The 12,768-nt window shown below is 56.0% G+C and carries 9 protein-coding genes; 1 reads left to right on the top strand and 8 read right to left on the bottom strand.

Features of this window, described 5'->3' with window-relative positions:
- Window positions 1-6: 6 nt before the first annotated feature.
- The 8 genes from tagF to VIL80_RS13520 all read right to left on the bottom strand — a co-directional run bounded on the left by tagF (window position 7) and on the right by VIL80_RS13520 (window position 11,308).
- Complete coding sequence (tagF, locus tag VIL80_RS13555; protein ID WP_332036629.1) at window positions 7-672, bottom strand: type VI secretion system-associated protein TagF; 666 nt, start codon at window positions 670-672, stop codon at window positions 7-9.
- A gap of 11 nt (window positions 673-683) precedes the next feature.
- The gene (tssM, locus tag VIL80_RS13550) at window positions 684-4,226 is read right to left on the bottom strand and encodes a type VI secretion system membrane subunit TssM (protein WP_332036628.1); all 3,543 of its coding nucleotides are present in this window, start codon (window positions 4,224-4,226) and stop codon (window positions 684-686) included.
- Between the two features lie 52 nt (window positions 4,227-4,278).
- Entirely contained in the window at window positions 4,279-5,133 is an 855-nt protein-coding gene (gene icmH, locus VIL80_RS13545) for a type IVB secretion system protein IcmH/DotU (protein ID WP_332036627.1), read from the bottom strand.
- 2 nt (window positions 5,134-5,135) lie between these two features.
- Complete coding sequence (gene tssK / locus VIL80_RS13540) at window positions 5,136-6,473, bottom strand: type VI secretion system baseplate subunit TssK (protein ID WP_332036626.1); 1,338 nt, start codon at window positions 6,471-6,473, stop codon at window positions 5,136-5,138.
- A gap of 81 nt (window positions 6,474-6,554) precedes the next feature.
- Window positions 6,555-7,133, bottom strand: a complete 579-nt coding sequence (gene tssJ, locus VIL80_RS13535; protein ID WP_332036625.1) for a type VI secretion system lipoprotein TssJ — start codon at window positions 7,131-7,133, stop codon at window positions 6,555-6,557.
- Between the two features lie 94 nt (window positions 7,134-7,227).
- On the bottom strand, window positions 7,228-8,982 hold the full coding sequence (gene tagH / locus VIL80_RS13530) for a type VI secretion system-associated FHA domain protein TagH (RefSeq protein ID WP_332036624.1): 1,755 nt from the start codon (window positions 8,980-8,982) through the stop codon (window positions 7,228-7,230).
- A gap of 5 nt (window positions 8,983-8,987) precedes the next feature.
- Window positions 8,988-10,517, bottom strand: coding sequence for a type VI secretion system contractile sheath domain-containing protein (locus tag VIL80_RS13525; RefSeq protein WP_332036623.1), 1,530 nt, complete (start codon window positions 10,515-10,517; stop codon window positions 8,988-8,990).
- Complete coding sequence (locus tag VIL80_RS13520) at window positions 10,514-11,308, bottom strand: transposase (RefSeq protein ID WP_332036622.1); 795 nt, start codon at window positions 11,306-11,308, stop codon at window positions 10,514-10,516. Before VIL80_RS13520 ends, VIL80_RS13525 begins: the two co-directional genes overlap by 4 nt.
- Window positions 11,309-11,514: 206 nt before the next feature.
- On the opposite strand from VIL80_RS13520, the gene VIL80_RS13515 reads away from it, so the two are divergent.
- A complete protein-coding gene (locus VIL80_RS13515) occupies window positions 11,515-12,381 on the top strand; it encodes a Stp1/IreP family PP2C-type Ser/Thr phosphatase (RefSeq protein ID WP_332036621.1) in 867 nt (288 codons plus the stop codon).
- Window positions 12,382-12,768 lie beyond the last annotated feature (387 nt).

Here is a 12,768-nt window from a genome sequence, read left to right as displayed (position 1 = left end):
CCGTCACTACCAATGGGATTTAGGTGCACCTAACATGCTGACATATTCCAACGGATCCGGAAGCCCGGCGCTTAACATGGTAACTGGCGCCAAAAATTGTGAGCCCGCACACCACCAAAGACTGAAACTCGCGCAATGTTCCTTGCAAAGTCGCTCAAGTAAAGATGGATAGGCATCAACGATGGAATTCTCACCTAGCACCTTCATTAATTTTGCCCCTTGCTCTAACACTGTTTCTTTTTGCGCCAGCGTGCTAAATGTTGGGAAGCACTCCAGCAGCTGATCGGCTAACAGCGTATTCTGCAAAGCATTCACAGCAAGGTTGGAGAGTTCGCCATACCAGTTCTCAGCCCTGACCTGAATTTCAAATGGATTACTGATTGCTGGCAATGGTACTGCCAATGTGACGGGAAAATAACGCCCGACACTATCTACACTCGGAACCAGCACACCAGCCCAAGCGTACTGGTTGACGACACCCGCCGATAAGGCGAATCTCCAGATGGGACTTGTCAGGTAGTACTCTAACCAGCGCTCACCCACCAGCTCCCTCGAGCCGTGAACTGCACGCTGCAACCACTCGTCCCAAGGGGTGACGAAGCTTGCGGGAAGATTCCGTTGCACAAAATCGCCATGTGCCGGCAGCTTTCCGAACAATCCTTTTTGCGCCATGGGCGATGCTCTCAAAGAACTTGCGGACAGCGATAGCTGGCCAGTAGAGCCTGGTCAAACGGATTGTTGACTCCGTTGGCGGAAAGGCGGAACTGTGCCGCCCGCCCAGACTCACGAAAGGTAACCAGGTATTCATTACTGCTGCGCCCACGCTCGACTTCGGAATTGAGCAAAAGGCGGTACCAAGCCCAGTCACCTTCAAAATGCTGGCGGTGCACCGTTTCGTTCAAATCTTCAAAAATAATTCGCACGCGATTCGATTCACCGCCCTTCCAGTCCAGCTTGCTGCTGGTACGCGGGCCGTGCGAGTATGGGACGCGTTGCCCACCTAACTCCAAAGCAAAAAGACGCACACTGGAATCCAGTTTTGTCGGCTCGATACGGAATGCGTATCCAGCCTGCTCTCCCTCAGTGAACAAGGTTTTACGTATACGCTCCGCGCGCTGCATTTGGGTAATTGCACCTGAAGTAATACCGAGACTCTGGCCTTCAAGTGACTTCAATTTCCAGCTTCGAGTATCCACGAATGGCTGCAGGTATTGCTGCACGAATTGCTGTTCGATACCGCCGGGTTTGAAATAGCTATTGAACTCCAACACTGGAGCTTCGAGTTCGACACCGGTTCTCAGCGGAAAGCGGTCGGCGAGACTACGGCTGTACACGCTGTACACTTGCTCACGCCATACCTTGTCGACATGACGCTTGGCTTTTGCCATGACCAGAGACCAAGTGCCATCGGCAACTTCTTCCAACCACTTGTCGATGGGTGCCGGCGCATTCGCTGCCTTGATACGCAATTGCTTGATTGCATCGCCGGCGCCACTAAAACGGGCCTTGGCCTTTCCGAACGCCGCTTCATCCGGGTCCACGCCGCTATCAATTTCCGCCAGATACTCCTGTACTTGATTGATGCTGGCCAGGTATTCCTGAATTCGTGCCGGGCGGCCTTTCTCGCTTCGAGTCAGACGCTGCAGCTCTTCAAAACGCAAGTCCACTACTGTGGGCTGGAAGCTATCGGCAAGAGCCCCCGCAGCACCGCTGACAGCGGCTGCGCCCAGGCGGCGAGTATTACTCGATACCGGCAGGGCAACACCACTAGCGTCTGCCGGCAGCTCTGGGCGCGCGGTGAGACTGGTGTTATCCGCAGTAATTTCGGCAATCGCAAGCAGCGGTGAGTACACCGGATCCGCTAGTTTTGACAGCACGTCTAGCGCTTGTCCGGTGGATTGAAACCCACGAATGGAAAAGCTGTTGATAAACTGCTGCCAGCGTTGTTGGTACTCATTAAGGTAAATCCGTTTGACCTCCTCTCCGAGCTTTTCCTTGTCTTCACTGCCGAAATCTTCCCCACTCAGCTCGCCACCGTAGATCCAGCGTTCATCAGCCAATTGGTCCAGCAGTGGCGAGTCCGCGCCGAACTCCATTTCCTTGTAACCTGCCTTGGTATACAGGTACGGGATATGAAAGCGGCTGTCCGCTGGCTCGACGCCAAACAGCTGCGCGGTATCACCTCCTACATCTCCGTAAAGGTCGATCTGGGTGCTACCGAGTTCACTACGCTGCATTTGCGCGTACAGGCGCTGCGGCACGGGTATCCGACGCAGTTGCTGACGGGCACTTGCGACTACACGGTCGTTGGGCTGCAAATTTTCTGGCAGCGGTGCGTCGAAAAGGCGTTGCATATGCGCCAGTAACTGCTCCTGTTTTGTCGCCTCCCCGGACATTTGACGCGACCAGCCCGAACTGAAGTACTCCGTCAAGACGGCAAGATCGCGCTTTTCCGGAGTGAAGAACATCAAGTAGGTCTTGAGTGTATGCGTCAACGTGGGATCACTGGCGTCGAGACGCGATAGATCCGTTTCTAGCATATGCAGCAGCGCGGGCAGGAATGTCTGCTGCAGCTGCTCCCGGTAAAGCGAATCCGCAGCCGCATCCACACGGTCGTCGTACAATCCGAGATTGGCAAGCCAGGGATGCTCTTCTTTCTGATAAACACGGGACGCGTTGTACAGCGGCTCCAGTATCCGCAGGCTGTCCGGTGGTGTTAAACGGCGTGCACTGAATTCTTTGCGCGCCTGTTCGAATTCGGCGATGTTATCGCGCACCTCGTTCATATACATTTTGTTTTGGGCGAGGCTGCCGGTCCACAGGAACAGTGCACCGACAAACACCACACCAGAGGCGGTATACACCGCGCCGCGCAACCAGCGGGTGGCACTCTCCAACCGGCGGTTGACACCCACAAGATCCGCTTCAGGGAAAACCACATCCTTGAGCAACCGGTGCAGAAAGTAACTTTTACCCACTCCCTGGAATTTCTGTGCCACTTCCCGCTCTAGCCCGAAGTCTGCACTCACCGTGGCCATCATGCGGTCAATGGGGCTGCCTTCCTGCGTGCCGCTGGTGAAATACACACCACGTACCATGGGTACGGTGTCGTAGCGATTCGGGCTGAAGGTCTGCTTGACGAAGTCGCACAACACCGATTGCAATCCTTCCATGCGCGCGGGGAAGCCCTGTAGTAGCGCGCGTCGCTCCACATTGCGCTCCTGATGAACGCGCCACAGCACCCGCTGATTGAGGCGCTCGATCAAGCCTTGAAACTCCCGTGCGAAATCGTCGATCGGCGCACCGCCAGCTGTGCTAGCTTCTTCCGGGAAACTCACACCCCATACCTGTTCCCGCTCAGCCTGCGACAGATTGTCGAAAAACTCACTGAACCCTGCCACCAGGTCGCTCTTGGTAAAGGTCAGATAGATGGGGAATCGAATGCCCAGCTGCTGCTGAAGTTCATTGATGCGCGTACGGATGGTCTTGGCCTGATGTGTACGCTGTTCTGTGGTCTGCACCATCAGGTCCTGCAGGCTGATGGCCACCAGAACACCATTGATTGGGCGACGACGACGGTAGCGCTGCAATAAATTCAGAAACGCCTTCCAGGCACTGTTGTCGTAAACCCGGTGGCTGTCCTGAGTGGTGTAACGCCCTGCGGTATCAATCAGCACCGCGTCATTGGTAAACCACCAGTCGCAATTGCGGGTGCCGCCGACACCGCCAAGGGCTTCCTTTCCATGACTCTGGGAGAGAGGAAATTCCAGTCCGGAATTGACCAGTGCGGTGGTCTTACCGGAGCCGGGCGGGCCGATAATAATGTACCAGGGCAACTGGTACAGAGAGACCTTGCCGCGCTGGGATTTGAAACGAGCCCTGCGCAACACCTGCATCGCCTCTCGAAAGCGCTCGGACAACGCCACCAGTTCTTCCTGGCTGCGTTCCCGGTCCGGGTCCAGGGACTCTTCCTCCTTCGAAGACTCGATGCTCTCGATCAGCGCCTGGTTCTGGCGCCGCTCCACCATCCACTGGCTCAGGTTCCATACCAGCCAGATAGCGAAAAGGAAAACAATGATGGTGATGCGCACACCGCTGGAAAGCGTGGCGTTGTCACTTCCGAACTTGATGTAGTCGGCACCAAACCAGATCAGCAGTGACAGGGCGAGTAGCCCGATTAGCCCAAGTACCCATTTACTGGAAAAAAAATTGGCCAAGCGTTTCATGCAATGCTCCAGATCCCGACGTGGATGTCGCCGGAGATATCAATTCCCGTGTTCAGCGCAGTTCGGCGAGTGGCACCTGGCCTGTTTCCGTCAGCGCGCGTATTTCCGCCGCCACGGGAGTAGCACTCTGGTACAGCCACCAACGGTAACCACTGAATGTTGCGGCAAGTACACCCAGTACGACACTGGCAATCACCCACATCGGTACGTACTGAATCAGGCGCGTTTTGCGCTCGACGCAGCCTTCCCAGTGCGGTGACAGATCCCGCTCCATGGCCGGTCGATGGCTCTCAATGGTGCGATAGAGATTTTCACGGATCTGCTCCAACTGCTCGTATCCGCGCTGCACCAACCGGTACTTGCCCTGGAAACCGAGACTCAGGCAGAGGTAGAAGAGCTCCAGTAATTGCAGGTGGGTTCCAGGGGTCTCCAGCGTCCGCTGCAGGATAAGAAAACATTTTTCGCCGCCGGAAGTTTCCTTGTGAAACAAGCTCAACAGTGAGTGCTGGCTCCAGCCGCTGGCGGCACCCCAAGGGGTCGACAGCACAATTTCGTCAACCACGCTGCACAGCAGATAACGCGCAGTCAGTACCGTTTCCGGCGTAAGCGACAACTGCTTGGCGTCCCGCTCAAAATTCTGGATTTCACGGGTAAGGCGCTTGTGCAGGTCCGGAACATTGTTGTGGTTCATAGTGGTGCGCAGTTTGATGATCGCACCCAGCAATTTCGACGCAGCGGAAATCAGCGGGTTCAGGCTGTTGCGGATGCGCAGATCTGCCGCATCGCCGCCTGCAGGCATCCCCTGAGGGGCCGGCGATTGCTGACTGCGTCCGGCTGTTGCACCGGGAGTCGGGATCATGATGGTGCGGTCGCCGGCATTTAACGGCGTATAGGCATCATTGCTCATGTTCAGTTGTTCCTAATTGCCCACAGTTCCATATTCAGCCCAGGAAACTCCGCACCGAGATGCACCGCAAAGCCACCGGAGCGCTGCATCGACTGCCACAAGTCACCGGTGCGTTCGATTTCGAAATAGGTAAAGCCCGCGTGGTATGGAATCTGCCGCGGCGCCACCGGCAGGGCTCGAATGGAAATCCCCGGCAATTGTGCAGAAATCAACTCGCGGATAGCCTCTACTGGTGCCACCTTGGCTTGGCCCGGGAAGCGACTTCTCAGCAAGTCTCCGGGCATATCCGCCTTAGCGGCCATCACAAAGCTCGCGGTTTTCACCAGCGAAGGGTCGGTAATTGGCGCGACATAAATACCGAACTTGCGCTGCACCAGATCCATCGGGATTGCGGTCTGCTCTAGCACGGTTGACAGGGATTGGCGCAACACGGCAAAAAGCCCGGTAAAACTCTGTTGCAGGTTGTCGTGGGCGTAGCGAGGAATTTCTGGTGGCCGCTTGCTGCCGGAAGTGAAGGTGGACAACTCGCCGGCGAGCTGGAGCAACTCCAGGAACAGATTGTGAGGATGCAACCTCGGCTGCGCAGTGATTTGCTTCAATAGTGGTTCAAAGCGGTTGATCACCTGCAGCAACAAATAATCGGCGATCTCTGCCGAACCGCTGCGACCACTATCACTCAATCGATGGCCGAGCGCACTGCCACGGTGGTCCAGCAGGCCTTTGACTTCTTCGATATAGGCTTTGACGACAGACGATACTTCGGCATTCAGTATTGGCGGAATAAATTCCGGGTCCAGTTCTACTGGTTTTTCTGGCTGTCGCTCGCGGATTCGAGCAATAGCAATTGCTGCGTAGCCGCTCCGGTCATCGCTGCCGAGTTTGAGACAGGTGCGCAATTTCCCCACCTGGATTCTCGCCGCCTCACCGGAGGTTGAGGCGCTATTACGCGCATCGAAATTGCTTGCTTGGTAGCGCGCCTGCGGGAAGTCTTCCTGATCCCGCACCGACTCCTGGTTGCCCGGGCGTTTTAGTGGAATGCACAGGTAAACCTCTTCATCGCGGGTATTCACTGGTACGTCCAGTACGTTCGGGAGATGCTCGTGTTGTGGTGCCAGCACGGGTGTGCCATCGGGGAAAATGCCGCTGACTCGTGACAACGAAATCTTTCCCATCGCCAGGGGTTCGCTGTCGATCGCGAGCTCCAGCAACCCCCAAGTGTAGGGCCCCAGCCCACCAACCCTGGACTCCACCAGTTGCTCCAGATACCGGTCCTGCTGCTGGAAGTGCTGGGGGCGCAGGAACATGCCCTCGCTCCAGATAACCTTGTTGTTCGCCGACATACGCTATCCTTGTTGCGGCGCCAGGCAACTGCCTTGCGAATTTATTGTTAGGAACGAATAACCTGTTCTGAATCCAGTGCGCTATTGCGCATTGCGCAGGCGTTCGTATTCGGCACTGGATATGGTGACGGTCCCATCTTTCTTTTTATCGCGCTCCACAGTTGCGCGGCGACGCATATCTAGTGCTTCTGCGGAAGCCATGCGGGTACCGGCAAGGGAAATTGCGTAGGTATTTTTCTTGTGATCAGTAATGGGCAATAGCATCAGTGCATCTGCCTGCTGGTACTGCACGAATTCTGCCAGCAGCCCTATGTATCTCACCTCCGGGGTCAGTGCCAATTGTTCCACCCGCTGCTCACCGGGAGCGAATTCCTTCAGGATCACGGTGTCGATCAAATCCTTGCCAAGGCGGGACTGAGCATTTTCGTACAGATTCAGAAATTCCTCGCGGGAAAACTGGCGGTCGTCCGCAAGCATGAACACCCTGAGAACCACCGGTGAGGCACGACCATCGCTATCGGGATTCACATCGCTGGCGATATTTACATCCAGTGCCAGGCTGGTATCCATATTGAGGGTCCGACGGGTGGTCTGGCACGCGCAGAGAGCAACGGTGATCATTGACACCAGAAGCAGTTGCAGCAGTTTATTCAGTTTCACGACATTCTCCGGTTTCGTTTTTATTGCCGCAGTCAAAGTCGGCATTTTTTAGATATTCAATGTTTATACACGACGGATTACGCATTCGATCCAGTTAGCCCTTGCTGAAACTGCGCGCGTTTTTTAGCTCCGAAAGCTGACTTTCATAAGTCGATGCAAATTCATCCCCGAACAATTTTCGATAGCAGGCCTCGGGATCGCTCTTGAGGTCTTTGTACATTTCTACAAAGCTTTCCCAGTTGCGCGCGCTCTTGCTGGCAAATACACCGCCCTGATTGCCGCTGCGGCGTATAAGATGTTCAGGATTGAAATATCGCAGCATGGATTCGTAACCGGCGCGCATCCCCGCGAGCACGGCGACCTGGTGATCAGAGAGATCGTCAAAGCTGTCACGCACCGCCTCTACCGGAGCCATAAAAGCACCGCTGCCGGAAAACATCACACCCAGGGCGTCACATGCGGTGGCGCTGAATTTCAGCGGGTTGTTGGCCTCGGTCTGGATCATGGTGCGCTGCACGCGCAATTCATTCTTGATACTGGTGCGCGCGCGCAGCAGGTCGATCAACCGGGAAACCGTTTCCTCTACGATTTCCGCGCTCTGTTGGTCCAGCTGCCGGCACTGCTCAGCGCTGAGTTTGAGCCCGAGCCTTTCGGCCAGCAGGGCGTTTACTTCTGCAGAATTTGGCCTGGCTTGCGGTTGCGGTTGCGGTTGCGGTTGCGGAGTCTGCAAGGTGCCTGGAAGGGGGGCAAACTGCCGTGAGGCAGCGGCAAAGGTGGCCGGTGTAGGCTGCACGGTTGGTGTCGGTCCTGCGGGCAGAATTGGTGCAGAGCCAGGATCAGCAGACATTTCGAATCCCGGCGCCCCCTGTACCTGCTCACTACCAATGGCCGAAAAGGATTCCGCGAACGGGTTGTGCGCATCCGGCAGGGGAGCCACGGCGACATTCTCGACAGCCGGCGTGGCCAGAATGCCGGCAAAGGGATCAGCAGCAGGTATGGAATCCGCAAACTGGCCAGGAGTCGCCGGAGGCTGTGGCGCCTCATTACCCCAGGGATCGACGTCGGACTGTATTTTCTGAGGTGATGCCGAGGGCTTTACACGGAGCTGCATCGCGTGACTGTGGGCGGGCGCGTGATCGTCACTGCTGCCATCCTTCCACCAGGCATCGTCGTCGCCCCAGGAATTCGGCGCGGCGGTTTTGTGCTCGCCGCCAAAGCTTCCCAGAGGGTCAAAGGCATTGTCGACACTACCCGACGGTGGATTCAGTGCCCGCAGTGGATCTGAGGGAGACTCCTGCCCGAGAAAAGTATCGAAAGAATCCGAGGACTGGCCTGGAACCAGATATCCCCATTCGCCACTCTGGCTTTTGCCACCGCTGCCAGCAGGCTCGAGCCAGCTGTCCAGCTGCTTCGCCTCTTGGGCGCTCTGCATTTTTGCCGCGGCGGCGGAGCTGAAGGTGGTACGGTCGGCACTGTCGAGGAAATCCGCACTACCCAGCCCCTTGGGCAGGCCGGCGTCCTGCTGCGGTTGGCGAACACTCACTTTCAGCTGGTAATCTCCAGCGGCGATGATATCGCCATCTTTCAGTGGCCTGCGGTTCCCTTTGCCCAGTGGCTCAACCGACTGGTTGAGATAGGTTCCATTGGTACTCTGGTCCACCAGGAAATACTGGTTATCGGCAAAAGCTATTTCTCCATGCCGCGAGGACACCACCCGCTGCGGATCGGGCAAGACCCAGTCATTGCTATCGGCGCGGCCAAAACTGCCGCCGTCCGCTTTGAACAACTTGGTGTGTTTGAGCATGTTGGTGCCTTCAGGGTCGGCAACCACAGAGAGCAGCAGGTCCATTTCATTCAACTCCAGGGCCCTTTTAGCGGTGTCCCGCACAGGGATTGCAGTTTCGGCAGCAGAATTTCATCGCGCCCCTGTACCGAACGCAGGGTGCTGAGACCCGCAGACTGGAAGCGCGCGGCACCCCGGTCGGTCATCAGGGCTTCCGCACACGGCGTCATCCACTGCCCTTGGGGCAAATTGCGCAGATGCAGTGGCAGATCGCCAAAATGGGCTGCGCTCACTTCAGTGGGACGCCCCTTCTCCACATATTCGCCGCACAGGGACAACGCCAGCAGATAGGCCCCGTTGCCCCACAGGTAGTACTGGTGGCCGAGCTCCGGGGTCAACTCTTCAAAAGCAAAGGTTTCGGTACTGGCAGTGTCGGCGCCGTAAGGCAGGCGCAACATGAAGCGAGGCGCGGCGAGGGCGACGTGTTCACAGGACTGGTATTCCCGCAGTGCCTGCCAGCTCTCGGCAAAGTCCGCGGCAAAGGGATAGTGCCAATCGTCCGGGTCCGTGGAACCGGCGAGAGTGGGACAACCCGCGAGGCGATTGTCACCCCCGAGAAGTACGGCGCTGCCGGCGGCCTCGGCCATGGTGGCGAGATCAATCAGCATGTGCAGATCGCGCTCCTCGTCGGTGACATAAAAGTCGCCGAGGATCAGGTTGTAGGGCTGACCGCCAACGACCGCCTCCCGCGCTGCCAGGCACTGGAACAGTTGCGATTGCTCCAGATCACTTTCCGCCTGCGCCAGGTCAGCAAGAATTTCTTCCTTGCTGATATCGATGAGATGCAGCTCGAGCCCGGGATGATCTTCCAGCCGGCGCAGTAGCAGATGCAGGCTTCGCCAACTGGCTTCCAGCTGTCGAAAATCACTGTGATGCATGATCTTGCGCATGGCTTCTGAGGCTGCCTCGGTAACGGCATCCAGGTATGCTCCCTGATTCGCGTCCGGTTTAGCCTGCACGTACGGCGCCACGATATCCTTGATCAACTGATCGATCTGTCCTTGCGCACTTGCCTGGTACTGATCGCGAAAGGTTTCTCCGGAAAGGATGGCATCCAGCATGGACCGCGCACTGGCGTCGCCATCGGCGGGCGCTGCGCTTGTACAATCCAGCGCGCGAAGTTCCGGATTCCACTGGCGAATCTCATTCGCCGCGTGCTCGAACTCAGTGGGTGTCAACAGCCGTTTTTCCAGCTCGATAAACTGGCGGAACAATGGCACGCGCTGATAGAGGTAGTCAGGGTGCAGGTCGTCCAACTCCAGCAACCAAAGCGGTTCGTCCATCAACGGCAACTGAACTCCCACCTGCAGGCGCTCGAACAGCATTTCAAAATTGTCTTTGCGCAGTTGGTAGGCGGGCCGCCTGGCGATGGTTTCAGGCTCGAACTGATGACGGCTGGCCCTCCCGCTGAAATCGCCGACCACGGCAACTTTCAACTTGGCACCCGCAGATCTGGCACCACCGTGCAAATTATCATTCTGGATTGCTGCCGAGCGCTCACCAAAAATCGCGCTCCCGGTGTTGATCGATGCCCGGCTCATAATTCTGGTTCCATTTCCACAATGGCAGCCCGTACGCTTTCACGGTCGGCGCCAGATTCCTTTTTATCCAACATCTGAACTGCAGGTTTTTCGCTGTCTTTTTTCGCGCTCTTTCGTGGGCGCCCACGTTTCAGCGGTCGCACCCGCTGGTTGGCAATCTGCTCGATCTTGTCCTTGAAGACATCGCCACCCAGCACCTGCCCTAGCTTGATGGTTTCGGCAATATATTCGAGCAACCTGCGATCAAAGCGATAACGGAACAGTTTGCGATAGGCTTCCGCACGCTCACGCGGTGTATCTCCGAGCTCGAGATACAACCGGTGATCGGTAATTACATCACTGTCTTCTGTGCTGGCATGGTGATTGAAGCTGGACCAGGCATAGGCCCCCAGGGAATCCGCAAGCCCGATGTACAAAGGGCGCAGCTCGACATAGCGGTAGCAGGTGAGCAGGTAAGCGTCAGAATCGATCAGGCTGGACTTGTAGCGACCGGCCCACAAAGTACCTGAGCGGCGGTAGCGGTGATTTACAAATTGCACATAGCGACGCCCGAGGGACTGCATCATCGAGGGTATTCCTTCCGGAACCCGGGGCGTAGCGATGATCTGAATCATATTTGGCAACAGCACATAGGCGTGTACTTCAACCCGATACTGGTCTGCCGCACTGCGCAGGCTGGCCAGATAAAATTGATAATCCTCATCATCGAAAAAGCACGGCAGGTTGTTGTGACCTACCTGCACAATATGTTGGGGAATATCAATCAGATTGAGTCTCGGGAGACGAGGCATCTTGCCAAAAAATCCTTTTTAGTTTGTACAGATGTACCAACTTCGCATCCATCACTGGAAGGGACAGGCATTATTGCAAATGAATCAAAAAAAATTCAAACCTTACGCGCTAGCAAGTTAACATTAGCGCGCCCAACCACTGGAATTTCTATCGCGCGTGGCGCGAAAATTCGCTTTTCAGCACACAGCATGGAGCAGTGAAAGACATGGAGCCCATTAGGCTGGCTGTCAACGGAGGCACCGATATCGGTCAGGTGCGCGATGAAAATGAAGACAGTATTCGCTGCCATAGTGATCCGGATTATCCGTTTGCCTATGTCGTGATTGCCGATGGTATGGGCGGTTACAGCGGCGGCGCCACCGCCAGTACCATTGCCGCCGACACACTGCAAAAACAGCTGAACGAACTGCTCAGTTCGACATTTCTCGCCTGTTCACCGCAGCAACAGCAGTTAATGCTGCGCGCTGCAATGGTGGAAGCCATCGGCATATCCAACCGCTTAATCCTGGAAACCAAGCGGACTCGGCCACAGTTTTCACAAATGGGGACAACGCTGGTGGCCGCGGTTATCTGGCAGAACTTTTTAATCGTCGCCCACATCGGTGATTCCCGCGCCTACTTATGGAACAACTACGGACTGCAAAGGCTCACCCGCGACCACAGCGTGGTACAGGAGATGATTGACTGCGGGCAACTGACTCCGGAACAGGCACAGTCGTCCCAAGTAAGAAATCACATTACCCGCGCACTCGGGGTCGCCGAGCAAGTGGAGGCGACCGTCAACAGCTGGACGCTGACGGAAAGCGCGCTACTGTTACTGTGCAGTGATGGCCTGACCGAATATCTGAGCGACCACACCATTGAACGGGTACTGGCCACCTACCGACCTGCTCTAGAATGCGTCTATCACTTTATCGATGATGCCAATCAGTGTGGTGGCCGCGACAATATCAGTGCCGGCATTATCGAATTCTGCAGCCGCACTGATGCGGTGGCGGAGTTTTCCGGAGAGACGATCACACTGAAACCGAAAAACAAGGAAGACATCACAGTCCGCAAAATGCAGCGCTGACCTGTAATCTTTATATTTTCGCCATTTAAAATTTACATACGCTCGCCAAGTGCGAGCTAAATGGCACCCATGAAATTTATGAGTAAACGGCATGACACCGGATCGTCTGGTCGATTTTATTCCATCTGTTCTCGCTGAATTTTCTCCACCCACATTACCTGCAGACCCTGGAGATGCCGCGGAGCTCTACCGCTGGATCGACAAACTGACAAAAACAAACACAAAGATACTAAGCGGAATCCGAAATCCTCTGTGGCCGCAGCCGCCGCGCGCCTTCCCTATAAAACATACACTTTCGCAGGCTCCGAAAATATCGCAGCTGCAAATTCCCGCCGGAATACCGATTAAATATTGCAACTATCCCGGACACAATTTTCGCGGCGACCT

This window comes from Microbulbifer sp. (assembly GCF_036563125.1).
GTDB lineage: Bacteria > Pseudomonadota > Gammaproteobacteria > Pseudomonadales > Cellvibrionaceae > Microbulbifer.
The sequence above is the reverse complement of the archived record's forward strand: the minus strand, read 5'-3'. Positions and strand labels throughout refer to the sequence as shown.

Coding starts and splice junctions, on each gene's coding strand:
- tagF (WP_332036629.1), bottom strand. CDS start 672: ATGGCGCAAAAAGGATTGTTCGGAAAGCTGCCGGCACATGGCGATTTT.
- tssM (WP_332036628.1), bottom strand. CDS start 4,226: ATGAAACGCTTGGCCAATTTTTTTTCCAGTAAATGGGTACTTGGGCTA.
- icmH (WP_332036627.1), bottom strand. CDS start 5,133: ATGAGCAATGATGCCTATACGCCGTTAAATGCCGGCGACCGCACCATC.
- tssK (WP_332036626.1), bottom strand. CDS start 6,473: ATGTCGGCGAACAACAAGGTTATCTGGAGCGAGGGCATGTTCCTGCGC.
- tagH (WP_332036624.1), bottom strand. CDS start 8,982: ATGGACCTGCTGCTCTCTGTGGTTGCCGACCCTGAAGGCACCAACATG.
- VIL80_RS13525 (WP_332036623.1), bottom strand. CDS start 10,517: ATGAGCCGGGCATCGATCAACACCGGGAGCGCGATTTTTGGTGAGCGC.
- VIL80_RS13520 (WP_332036622.1), bottom strand. CDS start 11,308: ATGCCTCGTCTCCCGAGACTCAATCTGATTGATATTCCCCAACATATT.
- VIL80_RS13515 (WP_332036621.1), top strand. CDS start 11,515: ATGGAGCCCATTAGGCTGGCTGTCAACGGAGGCACCGATATCGGTCAG.